At 72.3% G+C, this 15,113-nt stretch carries 12 protein-coding genes; 7 read left to right on the top strand and 5 right to left on the bottom strand.

The window, feature by feature from the left end:
• The first annotated feature begins 94 nt into the window (after positions 1 to 94).
• The gene (locus AC0QU1_RS18855; protein ID WP_483571506.1) at positions 95 to 3,604 is read left to right on the top strand and encodes a metallophosphoesterase; all 3,510 of its coding nucleotides are present in this window, start codon (positions 95 to 97) and stop codon (positions 3,602 to 3,604) included.
• Positions 3,601 to 4,890: a HupE/UreJ family protein gene (locus AC0QU1_RS18850; protein ID WP_483571504.1), complete on the top strand. Its 1,290-nt coding sequence runs from the start codon at positions 3,601 to 3,603 to the stop codon at positions 4,888 to 4,890. Before AC0QU1_RS18855 ends, AC0QU1_RS18850 begins: the two co-directional genes overlap by 4 nt.
• Before the next feature lie 133 nt (positions 4,891 to 5,023).
• Here the strand turns inward: AC0QU1_RS18850 and AC0QU1_RS18845 are convergent, their stop codons facing one another.
• Positions 5,024 to 6,022 (bottom strand): alpha/beta fold hydrolase, encoded by a 999-nt coding sequence (locus tag AC0QU1_RS18845; RefSeq protein ID WP_483571503.1) that lies wholly within the window; start codon positions 6,020 to 6,022, stop codon positions 5,024 to 5,026.
• Between the two features lie 101 nt (positions 6,023 to 6,123).
• On the opposite strand from AC0QU1_RS18845, the gene AC0QU1_RS18840 reads away from it, so the two are divergent.
• Positions 6,124 to 6,690, top strand: a complete 567-nt coding sequence (locus AC0QU1_RS18840) for a TetR/AcrR family transcriptional regulator (RefSeq protein ID WP_483571502.1) — start codon at positions 6,124 to 6,126, stop codon at positions 6,688 to 6,690.
• Between the two features lie 28 nt (positions 6,691 to 6,718).
• Here the strand turns inward: AC0QU1_RS18840 and AC0QU1_RS18835 are convergent, their stop codons facing one another.
• Complete coding sequence (locus AC0QU1_RS18835) at positions 6,719 to 7,006, bottom strand: hypothetical protein (RefSeq protein ID WP_483571501.1); 288 nt, start codon at positions 7,004 to 7,006, stop codon at positions 6,719 to 6,721.
• A 97-nt stretch (positions 7,007 to 7,103) separates the two neighbouring features.
• Here AC0QU1_RS18835 and trmB point away from each other — a divergent pair, with 97 nt between their 5' ends.
• From trmB to AC0QU1_RS18820, 3 genes are all read left to right on the top strand, one after another.
• Entirely contained in the window at positions 7,104 to 7,901 is a 798-nt protein-coding gene (gene trmB, locus AC0QU1_RS18830; protein ID WP_483571500.1) for a tRNA (guanosine(46)-N7)-methyltransferase TrmB, read from the top strand.
• A gap of 193 nt (positions 7,902 to 8,094) precedes the next feature.
• Positions 8,095 to 8,430, top strand: coding sequence for a DUF485 domain-containing protein (locus AC0QU1_RS18825; protein WP_483571499.1), 336 nt, complete (start codon positions 8,095 to 8,097; stop codon positions 8,428 to 8,430).
• 17 nt (positions 8,431 to 8,447) lie between these two features.
• Complete coding sequence (locus AC0QU1_RS18820; RefSeq protein WP_483571498.1) at positions 8,448 to 10,082, top strand: solute symporter family protein; 1,635 nt, start codon at positions 8,448 to 8,450, stop codon at positions 10,080 to 10,082.
• A 99-nt stretch (positions 10,083 to 10,181) separates the two neighbouring features.
• Here the strand turns inward: AC0QU1_RS18820 and AC0QU1_RS18815 are convergent, their stop codons facing one another.
• Positions 10,182 to 12,509, bottom strand: a complete 2,328-nt coding sequence (locus AC0QU1_RS18815; protein WP_483571497.1) for an FdhF/YdeP family oxidoreductase — start codon at positions 12,507 to 12,509, stop codon at positions 10,182 to 10,184.
• A 78-nt stretch (positions 12,510 to 12,587) separates the two neighbouring features.
• Between AC0QU1_RS18815 and fdhD the strand changes: the two genes are divergently transcribed.
• Positions 12,588 to 13,493: a formate dehydrogenase accessory sulfurtransferase FdhD gene (fdhD, locus tag AC0QU1_RS18810; RefSeq protein WP_483571496.1), complete on the top strand. Its 906-nt coding sequence runs from the start codon at positions 12,588 to 12,590 to the stop codon at positions 13,491 to 13,493.
• 13 nt (positions 13,494 to 13,506) lie between these two features.
• On the opposite strand, the gene AC0QU1_RS18805 is transcribed toward fdhD, so the two are convergent.
• Positions 13,507 to 13,677, bottom strand: coding sequence for an MFS transporter small subunit (locus tag AC0QU1_RS18805; protein ID WP_483571495.1), 171 nt, complete (start codon positions 13,675 to 13,677; stop codon positions 13,507 to 13,509).
• A 2-nt stretch (positions 13,678 to 13,679) separates the two neighbouring features.
• On the bottom strand, positions 13,680 to 15,071 hold the full coding sequence (locus tag AC0QU1_RS18800; protein WP_483576737.1) for an OFA family MFS transporter: 1,392 nt from the start codon (positions 15,069 to 15,071) through the stop codon (positions 13,680 to 13,682).
• Positions 15,072 to 15,113: the final 42 nt, after the last annotated feature.

Genomic DNA, 15,113 nt, shown 5'->3' with positions numbered 1-15,113 from the left:
CCTGCTGCTCCAGCTCCGTTCACCCGATCGGGCCACGGTGGCCCGCGGGCGCGCCCGGGAGCCGCCCGATCCACGGAGCACAGGGAGGGCGGCCATGCGGCCAGTCACCAGGAAACAGCGGGCCCGGCAGCAGGCCGGCCTCGTCGCGGCGGTCACGGCGGCCACGCTCGCCATGACGGGCTGGGTCGCGACGTCGTCGTCGGCATCGCCCGCTGACGCCGTCCGCCCCGCGAGCGGCACGACGGCGACGGCGCCGCACGAGCCGGACGCCCCGTTGCCGAGCGGCCCCGTCCTGACGCCCGCCGACGGCGCCTTCCTGGAGGGGACCGTCCCGGTCGCGGCCGAGCCCGTCGCGCCCGGCGACGACGTCGAGAGCCTGACCGTCGACGGCGCGGACGTGCCCGGCGCCACCGCGACGCTCGGCACGTCGGTTCTCGGCTACACCGTGGGGACGAACTCGACAGAGGCGCGCTACCGGAGCTACGTCTCGGTCAACGGTGCGGAGCCGATCTACCTGCCCGACGCCGTGAGCGAGCGCGTCGAGCTGGAGATCCCCAACGAGCAGCTCGTGACCGGCGAGAACACCGTCGAGGTGGTGGTCGGCGCGATCGAGACGAGCTGCGGCTCCAACTACGACGACTTCGTGCTCTCGGACTTCACGCTCGAACCGCTCGGCGAGACGGCCGACGGCGAGGAGAACGAGTACACCTACTCGTTCGGCGACGGGAGCTGCGGCACCAACACCAGCCTGCTGCGGCGCGCGGAGCTGACGTTCTTCGTGCAGGGCGACCCGCAGGGCACGACGGGCCTGAGTGCCGACCTCGACACCACGACCCTGGCCAACGGCGAGCACACGATCGAGGCCACCACGGCGGCGGGCGACACGACGGCGCACACCGTCCGCGTGAACAACGCGCCGGCGGGCGCGCCGCGCCTCACACCGGCCGACGGCACGCTCACCAACGGCACCGTGACCGTCACGGGCGCCCGCCCCGCGGACGGCGAGGGGGCCACGGCGGAGCTCACGGTCGACGGCGAGGAGGTCGAGGCCAGCGAGACGCTCGGCACCGGCGAGGCGGCGTTCTCGTTCAACGTCGGCTCCAACGCGGTGGACGGCAACGCGGCCAACCTGCTCGTCGTGAACGGGATCGAGATGCCGCTGGGCGGCTCCTACGCGAGCCAGCGCGCCGACGTCGCGGTGCCGAACGAGTGGCTGCGCCCCGGCGAGAACACCGTCAAGGTCGTGACCGGCACCTTCGCCGGCGACTGCAACCGCGACGACTTCACGATCTCGAACCTCGCGCTGACGCCCGCCGTCGGCACGTCGGCCGGCGTCGGGCTGAAGCCCTCCTACGCGATGGGCGACGGCACCTGTGGCTCCAACGCCTCGCTGCTGCGCGAGATCACCGTGACGTTCACCGTCGACGCTCCCGCGCGCGGCCTGCGCGTCGACGTCGACACGGCGGCGCTGCCCGACGGCGAGCACGAGCTCGCCGCGACCTCCACCACCGGCGAGACCGCCACGCGCGCGCTGTTCACCGACAACACCGGCCCGGCGCTGGTCTCGGCCACCCCCGCCGACGGCGACCGGCTCACCTCGGCGGTGCCGCTCGCGGTGGTCGTCGACGACGCCTCCGGCGTGGTGGACGGCCCGGACCTCACGCTCGACGGCGCGGCGATCGCCCTCGGCGACCCGGTCGGGCCGGGGCTCTCCGCGGGCGAGCACACGCTCGCCGTCTCCGCGACGGACGGCCTCGGCAACGAGGTGACGCACGAGATCGGCTTCGTGAGTGCCGGGATCCCGGACGTGCCCGCGGACGTCGCACCGGCGTCGGGTACGACGGGGGTCGGGCGCACCGCGACGCTCAGGGCGACGGTCGCGGAGCCGGACGGCGGCGACGTCACCGCGCGCTTCTCGGCCGCCGAGATCCTCACGCCGAGCCGGGCCTGGCAGGGCGAGTCGGCCGAGGTGCCGACCACGCTGAACGTGCGAGGCCAGAAGGGCATGAGCACCCGGGCGCTGGAGCCGGGTGACGGCCGGTCGGCGGACTCGACGGCGTCGGCCGACGTGACCTACCAGCGGTTCGACGTGCCGGTCCGCGGCCGGATCGAGGCGCCCGTGCTGCGCTGGGAAGGCACCGCCGACCCGACCCGGGTGGTCAGCCTGCGGGCCTGGAACCGGGACACCGACGCCTGGGACGTCGTCGCCTCCGCGCGCGGCGCCGTCGAGGGTGCCACCGTGCTCGAAGGCACCGTGACCAGGGACTACGTGGACGACGGCAAGGTCCACGCCATGGTCACCGGCGAGGATCCCTTCGCCGACGACATCGACCCGGGCGACCCGGACGGCTTCGCCGACCCGGACGGCTACGACTTCTCGATGGTCCACTACACCGACACGCAGTACCTGTCGGAGGGCGCCGTCGAGCAGGAGACGCCCGAGGAGCGGGCCGTGTGGGCGCAGGGCTACAACGGCGTCATGGACTGGATCGTCGACAACGCCGACGAGCGCAAGATCGCGTACGTCGCGCACACCGGCGACATCATCGAGAACAACATCCGGGCCTTCCCGCCCGAGCTGGAGGAGCAGGTCATCGGTGAGTTCGAGTTCGCGTCCCAGGCGCAGGGCCGCATCGACGCCGCCGGCATCCCGAACGGCGTGGTCGCGGGCAACCACGACAACCAGTCCGGCACCGACCCCGCGCTGTACGACCGGTACTTCGGCCCGCAGCGGTACGAGGAGCTGTCCGAGGGCTGGGCGGACGCGTCCTACGGCGGCACGATGACGCCGGGCTCGAACGAGAACCACTACGACCTGTTCTCGGCCGGCGGCCTGGACTTCGTGGTGGTGGGTCTGTCCTACGGCGTGACCCGCGACGAGGCCGAGTGGGCGGCCGGGATCTTCGAGCGGTACTCCGACCGCAACGGCGTGCTGCTGACCCACGACTACCTGGAGCCGTCGACCTCGCCCGACGGGCGCGGCGCGAACTTCGGCGGGTCCGACGGGCCGCTGCTGTACAACCTGCTGGTCAAGGACAACCCGAACGTGTTCCTCGTCCTGGCGGGCCACCGGCACGGCGTCGGCACCAACGTGCGCCCGCCCGTGGTCGGCGACGTCGGGGGCGGCGTGGTCGAGCTGCTCGCGGACTACCAGTTCTACACGGTGTCGGCGGGGCAGCTCGGGATCGCCGAGATCGGCGGGTACGACCCGGCCGACCGGCTCCAGTTCGGCGCGTCCTTCTTCCGCATGCTGCAGTTCGACGTCGACCGCGGCGAGATGTCCGTCGACACCTACTCCCCGCTGCTGGGCGAGTTCGGCGCCACCGAGTACGACGAGGACCAGCGGTACAACGGGCTGGAGGACAACATGGTGCTGCCGGTCGACCTGACCTCCCGCACCACGTCGTTCAGCACGGACTCGGTGGTGCTGTACGACCCGGTGCGCGAGATCGGCCGGGACATGGTCGCCTCGGGTGAGGTCGCCTCGGTCCGGTGGACCGGCCTCAAGCCGGGCCGCACCTACGCCTGGTTCGTCACCGCCCGCAGCTCCGGCGGCGGCACGGCGACGGCCTCGCCGGCGTACTTCACCACGGCGGGCCGTTGAGGCTCCGCCGCATCCTCGCCCTGGCGGGGCTGCTCGCAGTGGTGAGCAGCCCCGCCGTCGGGCAGGCCGCGTGGGCGCACGACGCCACGAGCGACGTGTACGCGCAGGTGACCCCTGCGCCGCCGGACGGCGGCGGCGACGGCGGGCCGACGGCGGACGTCGCCGCCGTGCTGGACCTCGAGTACGACCTGCTCATGAAGTCCGCGTGGCTGCGTGCCGAGGCCTACGAGGCGACGGGGCGGGCGGACCAGCTCGACCAGCTCGACAAGCACGAGCGGGTGGTCGACGAGTACGTGACCGACCGCTTCGCCGTCGCCTACGACGGCGAGCCGTGCGCCCCGGCGCTCTCTGGTATCGACGTCGTCGAGCGGGGGGAACGGGCCTACGCCTCGCTGACCTACACGTTCGCTTGCCAGGGCGAGCCGGAGGGGGTGCACGCGGTCTCCAGCGCGCTGTTCCCGGACGCGGAGTCGTTCGTGCACTCCACCGAGACGATCGTGCGGTACACGCTCGACGACGAGGACGGCTCGGCGGTGCTCACCGCGGCGTCGCCCACCCTGACCACGGGGGAGAACCGCCTGCTCAAGCAGGTCGCGGAGTTCTTCGTGCTGGGCGGGGAGCACCTGCTGCTCGGGCTGGACCACGTGCTGTTCCTGCTGGCGCTGCTGATCGGCGCCCGCAGGCTGCGCGACGTGGTCTGGACCGCCACGGCGTTCACCGTGGCGCACTCCGTGACGTTCCTGCTCGCGGCCCTCGGCGTGGTGTCGGTGCCCGCGATGGTGGTCGAGCCGGTGATCGCCGCGTCGATAGCGGTGGTGGCCGTGGTGGACCTGGTCCTGATCTGGCGTGGACGGGGGGAGGCGCTCGCGGCGGGCGTGGCGGCCGGCTCGGCGCCCGGCCTGGCGCCCGGAGCGGGCGGGCCGGGCTGGGGTCCGGTGCGGGATGCCCTGCGCTGGCGCGGGCCGGCCGGCTCGCGCGAGGTGCTGACCGCCTGGGACCGCTGGCGGCTGCCGGTGGTGTTCGTCTTCGGGCTGGTGCACGGCGTCGGGTTCGCGGGCGCGCTCGGGATCGACGCCGCGTGGTCGTGGACGCTCCTGTGGTCGCTGCTGTCGTTCAACGTGGGCATCGAGGCCGTGCAGCTCGGCATCATCGCGGTGGTCTTCCCGCTGCTGGTGCTGCTGCGTGTCCGGGCCCCGCGGGTGGCGTGGTGGGTGCTCGGCACGGGGTGTGCGGTGATCGCGGCGGTGGCGCTGTGGTGGGTCGTGGAGCGGCTGGCGGGGGCCTGACGCCGCCCCGCTCCAGCTCCCCGAGCCGCGGCAACCGAGAAAGGTCCGCCTCGAGAACGGCCTTGCGCATGGATTCAGGGGTCTGAGCATGCGTAATGACATTCTCGAAGCGGACCTTCGTAGGCTCCTGGTGCTACGGGTTCGCCGTCCAGAACGTCTCCAGTTCCGCGTCCAGCGCCGGGGCTACCTGCATCGGCAGTGAGTGGGTCGTGTTCGGCCAGGTCTTGACCTGGACGTCCGGGATCAGCTCGGCCTTCTCCGCCGCGGCCGCTCCGCCCGCCAGCGAGGAGTCGCTCGCGATCGCGACGTACACGGGCATCCGCAGGCCCCGCAGCTCGTCGTCGGTCAGGATGCTGGGGTTGGGGATGGACGACGCGTCGAAGTGCTCGGTGCCCTGGGCGATGAGGCGCGCCAGCGGGTCGTCCGGGTCGACCTCCTCGGCCTCGACGCCGCCGATCTGGTTCAGCGCGGCCTCGCGCCACGACTCCGGCACGAAGGGCAGCGAGAGCGGGATGGAGGCGAGGATGGACGAGAGCGGCAGCATGCCGAGCGTCATGATCGGCTCCAGCAGCGTGAGGCTGGCCAGGCGCTCCGGGTGCCGCACGGCGACGGCGGCGGCCAGCCCGCCGCCCTGCGAGTGGCCCACCAGGTGGGCGCGCTCGATCCCCAGGCCGGCCATGGCCTCGTCCACCCAGCGGGCGGCGTCCGCGACGCCGGTCATCGGGACCTCCTGCACCGACATGCCGGTGTCGCCAAGGGTGTCGAAGGCGTACACGGTGCGGTGCTCGATGTAGTCGGGCAGGTTGTCGCCCCACATCGGGACGGCGCTTGCCCGGCCCGGCAGCAGCACCACGGGCGTGGCGTCCGGGTGCTGCTCGTCGACCCACGCGTAGGCGCGGACGGTGCCGAAGCTCGTGGCGACGTCGTGCGTCTCGGTGGGCTCGGGCAGCCCCGCCATCGCCGCCGCGTAGGCGTCCTCGTACCCCTGGCGCCCTTCCAGGGTGCGGAAGTGGCCGACGCCGGGACTGCCGGACGCGATGAGCAGGATCAGGCCGCTGGTGGACACCGCCGCGACCACGGCCAGCAGGACGACGGGCCAGCGGCGGCGCTTGCGCGTCAGGGTGTCGCTCATGGGAGTCCTCTCGGGGGTTGCTCGGCCGTGGCCGGGTGACGTTTAGCAATACGATCGCATCGTAACAGGTTCCGATGCGATCGCATTGCTAAACTCGGCGCATGCCGAGGATCGTCGACCACGAGGAACGCCGCGCCGAGATCGTGCTCGCGCTCTGGCTGGTGATCGCCGAGCACGGCATCGAGGGTGTGAGCCTGCGCCACGTGGCCACCCGGGCCGGCGTCTCGATGGGGCGGATTCAGCACTACTTCGGCACCAAGGAGGCCCTCGTGGTGGCGGGCTGCACCGCCCTCGTCGACCGCGCCTACGCCGGCTACCAGGAGACCGCCGACGCCGCGCCGCGCGACCGGCTGCTGCACGTCGTGAGCCAGCAGATCCCGCAGACCGACGCCAGCCGCATCGGGGTCAGCGTCTGGTACGCCTACGTGGCCAAGTCGATCAGCCATCCCGCCGTCCGCCAGGTGCTGGCCGAGGCCCGGCGCGGGGCCGAGGACGAATGCGCGCGGCTGGTCCGCGCGGTGCGCGGGGGAAGCGGCGACGCGGCCGCCCTGGAGCAGGCCCGGCGGCTGCTCGCCCTCGCCGACGGCCTCACCCTGCGGGTCCTGGTCGGCGACCTGGAGCCGGCCGAGGCGCTCGCCGCGCTGGAGGCCGAGGTCGGCCGGGTGTGACGGCCCGGGTGCCCGGCCGGTCCCCGGCTCAGTCCGAGTGGTCGTGGTCGCCGAGCAGGTCCCCGAACATCTCCTCGGCGTGCTCGGCGACGGCCACGTCCCGCGCCGTCCGGCCGTGCGGATCGTGCCGACCGCCCGGCTCGCCCCAGCCGTCGTCGGCCAGCCCGCGCCGGATCCACGCGAGGACCAGCTCCGTGCCCTCGATGCCGCGCCGGGCCTCGGCCGCGGCGAGCCGCGCGCGGTCGGCGTCGGACAGGTCGACGACGAGCCGCCGTCCGGCGAGCTCGGCGCGCGAGCAGGGGCTGCGGTCGGTCATGGGGCCCAGCCTGCCGCGCGCCGCCGTCGTGCTGCGCGGTGAACCCGGAATCCGTGCGCATACGCAACGCTCGCCCGCGGCCTCGTAGGCTCTTCCCGTGAGCCAGCCCGTCCCCTCAGAGTCCGACGCTCCGCGCCAGCCCGACGCCGCCGGCCGGCCCGACCTCGCCGGGTTCCGGACCAAGCCGGTGTCGTTCGTGCGCCGGTCCGGGCGGCTCACGGACCGGCAGAAGCGGCTGTGGGCCGCGCGCCACGCCGCGTACCTGATCGACGTGCCGCGCGCGATCGCGCGGACCTCCGTGGACCCCGAGTACGTGCTGGACGCCGGGGCCGTCTTCGGGCGCGAGGCCCCGCTGGTCGTGGAGATCGGCTCGGGCCTGGGGGATGCCGTCGTCGAGGCCGCCGCCACCGATCCCGAGCGCGACTACCTCGCCGTCGAGGTCTACCAGCCGGGACTGGCGCACACGATCGCCCGCGCGGAGCGGGCCGGCGCGGCGCGGGGGCAGGACGGGCTGCCGAACCTCCGGCTGGTCCAGGCCAACGCGACGGAGCTGCTGGCGACCACCCTGCCGGCCGGGTCGGTGGACGAGCTCTGGGTCTTCTTTCCCGACCCGTGGCACAAGGCGCGTCACCACAAGCGCCGTCTGGTCACCGCGGAGTTCGCGGCGCTCGCGGCGCGCGTGCTGCGGCCCGGCGGGACGCTGCGTCTGGCGACCGACTGGGCCGAGTACGCGGAGCAGATGGTCGAGGTCATGGAGGCCGACGAGGAGCTGACCAACGTGCATGGTCCAGGGCGCCCGGCTCCTCGGTTCGAGCGGCGCGTGCTCACGGGGTTCGAGCGCAAGGCGCACAGCGCGGGGCGGGCCATCGCGGACCTGGCGTACGTGCGGCGCTGACATCGCGCTGACCAGCCGGTTCGTGTGCCGGCCGACGGGGATCACAAGGTGTAACGACTTGGTCAAGTCCGTAAACTCACCGGCCGAACTGTTTGCCCTCGGCATGTGAGGTGCGGCACATTGGGGCGCGGGTGCGAAGAACGCACCGGGCCGCGGGCAGAAACGCGCGCCCCCATGAGCCAATGGAGGCGTCATGAGTGACGTACAGGCCCCAGGGCCTGAAACCGATTACCAACGCGTCGAGAGATCGGACGAGTTCCAGAGTCTCCGCAGGGCATTCCGGAACTTCGTCTTCCCGATGACGGCGCTGTTCCTCGTCTGGTACTTCCTGTACGCGCTCATGAGCACGTACGCGAACGAGTTCATGAGTATCCGAGTGGCCGGGACCATCACCGTCGGCCTGATCTTCGGCCTGCTGCAGTTCGTGTCCACGTTCGTGATCACCACGCTCTACGCGCGGTGGGCCAACAACAAGTTCGACGCCCGGGCGCAGGCCCTGCGCGAGGAGATCGAGGGGGGCGAGCTGTGAACGGGACCGAGACTGTCATGGCTGCTGCGGCCACGAACGTCGGCAACACCTGGATCAACATCGGCATCTTCGCCGCGTTCGTCGTGGTCACCCTCGTCATCGTCTTCCGGGTCTCCCGGCAGAACCGGAGCGCCACCGACTTCTACGCCGGCGGCCGCACCTTCACGGGTGCGCAGAACGGCACGGCGATCGCCGGTGACTACCTGTCCGCCGCGAGCTTCCTCGGCATCGCGGGCGCCATCGCCGTCAACGGGTACGACGGCTTCCTGTACTCCATCGGCTTCCTCGTGGCCTGGCTGGTCGCGCTGCTCCTGGTCGCCGAGCTGCTGCGGAACACGGGCAAGTTCACGATGGCGGACGTGCTCTCGTTCCGGCTGCAGCAGCGGCCGATCCGGATGGCGGCCGCCCTGTCCACGCTGGCCGTCGTGTTCTTCTACCTGCTGGCCCAGATGGCCGGTGCCGGCGGGCTCGTCGCGCTCCTGCTCGGCGTCACCGACACGGCGGGCCAGGGCGTGGTGATCGCGGTGGTCGGCGCGCTGATGATCCTGTACGTGCTGGTGGGCGGCATGAAGGGCACCACGTGGGTGCAGATCATCAAGGCGGCGCTCCTCATCCTGGGCGCCGGCGCCATGACGATCTGGGTGCTCGCGCTCTTCGGCTTCAACCTCTCGGCCGTCATGCAGGAGGCCGTGAACATGGCCGGCGAGAACGGCGAGGCGATCCTCGAGCCGGGCCTGCAGTACGGCGCGACGGCCCTGTCCCAGCTCGACTTCCTGTCGCTCGCGCTCGCCCTCGTGCTCGGCACCGCGGGCCTGCCGCACGTGCTGATGCGCTTCTACACGGTGCCGTCGGCCAAGGAGGCCCGCAGGTCCGTGGTCGTCGCGATCTGGCTGATCGGCATCTTCTACCTGTTCACGCTGGTGCTCGGGTACGGCGCCGGGGCGCTGGTCGGGCCGGACACGATCCTCGGGGCGCCGGGCGGGCAGAACTCGGCGGCACCGCTGCTCGCGTTCGAGCTGGGCGGCGAGATCCTGCTCGGCATCATCGCGGCGGTCGCGTTCGCGACCATCCTCGCGGTGGTGGCCGGCCTGACGATCACGGCGGCGGCGAGCTTCTCGCACGACATCTACGCCTCGGTCATCAAGAAGGGGCAGGTGTCGCCGAACACCGAGGTCCGGGTAGCCCGCTGGACGGTGGTCGTGATCGGCGTCATCGCGATCATCGGCGGGATCTTCGCCAACGGGCAGAACGTCGCGTTCCTCGTGGCCCTGGCGTTCTGCGTCGCGGCGTCCGCGAACCTGCCGACCATCATCTACTCGCTGTTCTGGAAGCGGTTCAACACGTCCGGCGCGCTGTGGAGCATCTACGGCGGCCTGATCTCGACGGTCGTGCTGATCATCTTCTCGCCGGTCGTGTCGGGCAAGCCGGCCGACCCGGTCACCGGGCTCAGCAAGTCGATGATCACCAACCCGGAGATCGACTTCCACTGGTTCCCGCTCGACAACCCGGGCATCGTGACGATCCCGCTCGCGTTCGTGCTCGGCATCGTCGGCACGTACCTGAGCAAGGAGCGCTCGCACCCGGAGAAGTACGCCGAGATGGAGGTCCGGTCGCTCACGGGCGCCGGCGCCGAGAAGGCGGTCCACCACTGACCCGGCGCACCTGACCCGGGGCCGTTCGCGGCCCGACGGCGGCCGTGGTCACCTTCTGCAGGAAGGCGACCACGGCCGCCGTCGTCCAGGGGCCGGGGGTCAGGCGGCGGCCGCCTCCAGGCGGATGACCACCGACTTCGAGGCCGGGGTGTTGCTGCCCTCCGCCGTGTGGTCCAGCGGGACCAGCACGTTGGTCTCCGGGAAGTACGCGGCGGCGCAGCCGCGCGCGGTCGAGAAGGCGACGGCGCGGAAGCCCTCGGCCCGGCGCTCGTCGGTCCCGCCGTCCGGGCCCGGCCACTCGCTGACCAGGTTCACCGTGTCACCGTCGGCGAACCCGCCGGCCGCCAGGTCGTCCGGGTGCACGAACACGACGCGCCGCCCGTTCCGCACGCCCCGGTACCGGTCGTCGAGGCCGTAGACGGTGGTGTTGAACTGGTCGTGGGACCGGACCGTCTGCAGCAGCAGGCGGCCCTCCGGCACCCGGACCACGTCGAGCTCGTTGACCGTGAAGTTCGCCTTGCCGGTCCGGGTCGGGAACACGCGCGCGTCGCGCGGCGGGTGGGGCAGCACGAACCCGCCCGGCTCGGCGACCCGGCGCTCGAAGTCCTCGAAGCCCGGGATGACGCGGGAGATCGAGTCGCGGATGCGCGCGTAGTCGGCCGCGAACTCCTCCCACGGCGTCGGGTCGTCCGGCCCGAGCGTGCGGCGGGCCAGGTCGCAGAGGATCGCGGTCTCGCTGCGCAGGGCGTCCGACGCCGGCTGCAGCCGGCCACGCGAGGTGTGCACCACGCTCATCGAGTCCTCGACGGTGACGACCTGCTCGCGGCCCGCCTGGACGTCCCGCTCGGTGCGGCCGAGGCACGGCAGGACCAGGGAGCGCCGGCCGGGCAGCACGTGCGAGCGGTTGAGCTTGGTCGAGACGTGCACCGTGAGCGGCACCTCCCGGAGCGCGGCCTCGGTGACCGCGCTGTCCGGCGTGGCCGCGGCGAAGTTGCCGCCCACCGCCATGAAGACCTTGAGGTGCCCGTCGCGCAGGGCGCGAACGGTGTCCACCGTGTCGTACCCGTGGGCCCGCGGCGGCTCGAAGCCGAACTCCGCGCCGAGCGCGTCCAGGAAGGCGTCGGTGGGCTTCTCCCAGATGCCCATGGTGCGGTCGCCCTGCACGTTGCTGTGCCCGCGCACCGGGCAGGCGCCCGCGCCCGGCCGGCCGACGTTCCCGCGCAGCAGCAGGAAGCTCACCACCTCGCGGATGGTGGCCACCGCCTGCTTGTGCTGGGTCAGGCCCATCGCCCAGCACACGATGACGTTCTTCGCGGCCAGGACCTCCTTCACGAAGCCCTCGATCTCCGCACGGTCCAGGCCGGTGGCGGCGTCGACGTCGTCCCACGAGAGGGCCCGCCAGGCGGCAGCGGCCTCGGTGAACCCCGAGGTGTGCTCGGCGATGAAGTCGTGGTCGAGGACCGGCGGGTGGCCGGCCGTGCGTGCGTCGTCGTCCGCCTCCAGGAGCAGGCGGTTGACCGCCTGGAACAGGGCCAGGTCGCCCGCGAGGCGCACCTGGAGGAACCGGTCGGCGAGCTTGGTCCCCTGGCCCACGACGCCGCGCACGCGCTGCGGGTTCTTGAAGGTCTGCAGCCCGGCCTCGGGCAGGGGGTTGATCGCCACGATCCGCGCCCCGCGGTCCTTGGCCTGCTCCAGTGCGGTGAGCATGCGCGGGTGGTTGGTCCCGGGATTCTGGCCGACGACGACGATCAGGTCGGCGTGGTCGGTGATGTCCTCCAGCGAGACGCTGCCCTTGCCGATGCCGAGCGTCTCGGTCAGCGCGGTGCCCGACGACTCGTGGCACATGTTCGAGCAGTCGGGCAGGTTGTTGGTGCCGAGCTTGCGCGCGAGGAGCTGGTAGACGAACGCCGCCTCGTTGCTGGTGCGGCCGGAGGTGTAGAACGCGGCCTGGTCGGGTGAGTCGAGGCCGCGCAGCTCGGTGGCGACCAGGTCGAGGGCCTCGTCCCAGGACAAGGGCCGGTAGTGGTCGGCGCCCTCCTCGCGCAGCATGGGCTCGGTGAGGCGCCCGGACTTGCCGAGCCGGTGGTCGGTCCAGGTGGCCAGCTCGGAGATCGGGTGCGCGGCGAAGAACGCGGCGTCGGCGCGCTTGCGGGTGGACTCCTCCGCGACCGCCTTGGCGCCGTTCTCGCAGAACTCCGCGATGTGCGGCTTGCCCGGCTCGGGCCAGGCGCAGCCTGGGCAGTCGAATCCGCGGTGCTGGTTGACCAGGGGGAGCGTGCGCAGGCCGCGCCCCACACCGGACTCCTGGAAGACGTCCGCCAGACCGTGGACGACGCCGGGCACACCGGCGGCGCTGGTCTTCGGCGGGCCGATGCGCAGGGTCTTCTCGGGGGCGTCGGTGCGGGCTTCGTCGCTCACGTCGGTCACATCAGAGACCCTACGCCGGACTTCACCCCGGGTGGAAGGTATGGACATATCGGTCGGTGCGGGTGCGAGACTGGCGTCATGGGAGTCGTCACCGACCGACGGCGGGTCGTCCGCGTCCGTGAGGGTGCGCGCGCGGCGCGTCCGGACACGCTCGCCGTCGAGGAACCGCTCATGATCCGGCTGGTGGCCGCGGTGGCGCGGTCTCGTGCTCCAGGCGTGTCCGTCGGCGTCGCGGGCTCGGTGGTGCCGGTGGGCGGAGTGCTGCCGGGTGACGCCGTGGCGCCCGGAGCGGCGTCGGGCGGAGAGACGCTGACCATCACGATGCGTACGCCCGGCCACGACTTCGACCTCGTGGCCGGCTGGCTGGTCTCGGAGGGCGCGGTCGGCGCGCCGTCGGACATCGTGGGCATGCGGCTGTGTCCCGACGAGGACAACACCGTCGAGCTGGCGCTCGCCCGCGGCGTCGAGCCGCCGCGGCAGCGGGCCTTCACTACCACCAGCGCGTGCGGGGTGTGCGGGTCGGACACCGTGGTGGAGGTGCGCGCCGGGCTGCGCTGGCCGGTCGCGGGCGACCCGGTCACGGTCAGCGCGGAGGTGGTCGCCGAGCTCCCCGACCTGCTGCGCGCACGCCAGCGCGCCTTCGACCGCACGGGCGGCCTGCACGCGGCGGGCCTGTTCACCGCCGACGGCGAGCCGTTGTACGTCCGCGAGGACGTCGGAAGGCACAACGCCGTCGACAAGGTGGTCGGCGCCGCCCTGCGCGACGGCGCCCTGCCCGCTGCCGGGACGGTGCTCCAGGTCAGCGGGCGGGCGTCCTTCGAGCTGGTGCAGAAGGCCGCGCGCGCCGGGATCCCCGTGCTGTCGGCGATCTCGGCGCCGTCGACCCTCGCCGTGGACCTGGCCGACGAGTGCGGCCTGACCCTGCTGGGCTTCGTACGCGGTGAGTCGATGAACGTCTACACGCGGGCCGACCGGCTGCGGTGACCCGGGGTTGTGGTTACCCCGTGAACAGCGGGATGACTCCCCTGATCGTCTGGAACAGGCCGTAGGCCAGCGGGATCGTCACCACGAGCCAGGTGACGACCAGCCGCGCGACCTGGTTCGTCGTCGGCCCGGGTCCGGGTTCCGGCGTCGGCTCCGGCGAAGGTTCGAGCGTCTGCTCCGGCATGGTCACACCTTTCCTTCGGCGAACGCGTCCGTGTGGCCCGGCGCCTCGTGGAACCGCTCCGCCACCGGCCGCACCAGGATGTTGGCCACGAAGCCGACCGCGAGCACGCCCACCATGGTGAAGAGCGCGGGCCGGTAGTCGGCGGCGACCAGCTCGCCCGGCGTGCCCTGGGCGTCGAGGAAGCCGTTGATGATCAGCGGCCCGGCGATGCCGGCCGCCGACCACGCCGTCAGCAGGCGGCCGTGGATGGCGCCCACCTGGAAGGTGCCGAACATGTCGCGCAGGTAGGCCGGGATGGTGGCGAAGCCGCCGCCGTAGAACGAGAGGATCACCGCGGCGACGAGCACGAAGACGATCGTGGAGACGTGGCCGACCGTGGCCAGCAGCACGTAAAGGATCATCCCGACGCCCAGGTACATGATGTAGGTCGGCTTGCGGCCGATGTAGTCCGACGTCGACGACCACACGAAGCGGCCGGCCATGTTGAACAGGGACAGGAACGCGACGAAGCCGGCCGCCGTCGCCGGCGCGACCGAGGACGTGCCGCCGTCGCGGAAGAAGTCCTGGATCATCGGTGCCGCCTGCTCCAGGATGCCGATGCCCGCCGTCACGTTGCAGAACAGGACGGTCCACAGGAACCAGAACTGCGGGGTCTTGATCGCGTTCGCCGCGGAGACGTTCGCCGCCGAGACCAGGGGCTTGGCCGCGACCGCGCCGGCGTCGAAGCCGGCAGGCGACCAGCCGGGCGGCGGGACCTTCACCGTGAACACGCCCAGCATCATCACCAGGAAGTACGCGATGCCGAGGGTCACGAAGAGCGACGTCACGGCGTTGCCGGACGCGACGGAGGCCGGGTCGGCGGGGTCGTAGCCGCTGTCGTAGAACGCCATGAGCTGGCGCGACAGGGGCGAGGCGACCAGCGCGCCGCCGCCGAACCCCATGATCGCCATGCCGGTGGCCAGGCCCGGCCGGTCCGGGAACCACTTGATCAGCGTCGACACGGGCGAGATGTAGCCGATGCCGAGCCCGATCCCGCCGATGAAGCCGTACCCGAGGTAGACCAGCCAGAGCTGCGACGTCGCGATGCCGAGCGCCCCGATGAGAAAGCCGGACGCCCAGAAGCAGGCGGAGGTGAACATGGCGGCGCGCGGCCCGGCGCGCTCGACCCACGTGCCCAGCACGGCGGCCGAGAGGCCGAGCATGACGATCGCGATCGAGAAGATGACGCCGATCGCGGTGAGGCTCGACTCGAAGTGGGCGACCAGCGCGTTCTTGTAGACGCTGGTGGCGTACGCCTGGCCGATGCACAGATGGATCGCGAGAGCGGCCGGCGGGATGAGCCACCTGGAGTAGCCGGGCTTGGCCACCGTGTGCTCGCGGTCGAGGAACGACAGCGCCACGGAGCACCTCCTCGTGCTTGGGGGACAGGTCCGCTG

Source organism: Promicromonospora noduliphila (genome assembly GCF_056951025.1).
This window is presented reverse-complemented; position numbering and strand designations above follow the sequence as displayed.

What these genes read in the sequence shown, in the direction of transcription:
- AC0QU1_RS18855 (WP_483571506.1), top strand. Translation starts at nt 95, where the DNA reads ATGCGGCCAGTCACCAGGAAACAGCGGGCCCGGCAGCAGGCCGGCCTC.
- AC0QU1_RS18845 (WP_483571503.1), bottom strand. Translation starts at nt 6,022, where the DNA reads ATGAGCGACACCCTGACGCGCAAGCGCCGCCGCTGGCCCGTCGTCCTG.
- AC0QU1_RS18840 (WP_483571502.1), top strand. Translation starts at nt 6,124, where the DNA reads ATGCCGAGGATCGTCGACCACGAGGAACGCCGCGCCGAGATCGTGCTC.
- AC0QU1_RS18835 (WP_483571501.1), bottom strand. Translation starts at nt 7,006, where the DNA reads ATGACCGACCGCAGCCCCTGCTCGCGCGCCGAGCTCGCCGGACGGCGG.
- AC0QU1_RS18825 (WP_483571499.1), top strand. Translation starts at nt 8,095, where the DNA reads ATGAGTGACGTACAGGCCCCAGGGCCTGAAACCGATTACCAACGCGTC.
- AC0QU1_RS18820 (WP_483571498.1), top strand. Translation starts at nt 8,448, where the DNA reads ATGGCTGCTGCGGCCACGAACGTCGGCAACACCTGGATCAACATCGGC.
- fdhD (WP_483571496.1), top strand. Translation starts at nt 12,588, where the DNA reads ATGGGAGTCGTCACCGACCGACGGCGGGTCGTCCGCGTCCGTGAGGGT.
- AC0QU1_RS18805 (WP_483571495.1), bottom strand. Translation starts at nt 13,677, where the DNA reads ATGCCGGAGCAGACGCTCGAACCTTCGCCGGAGCCGACGCCGGAACCC.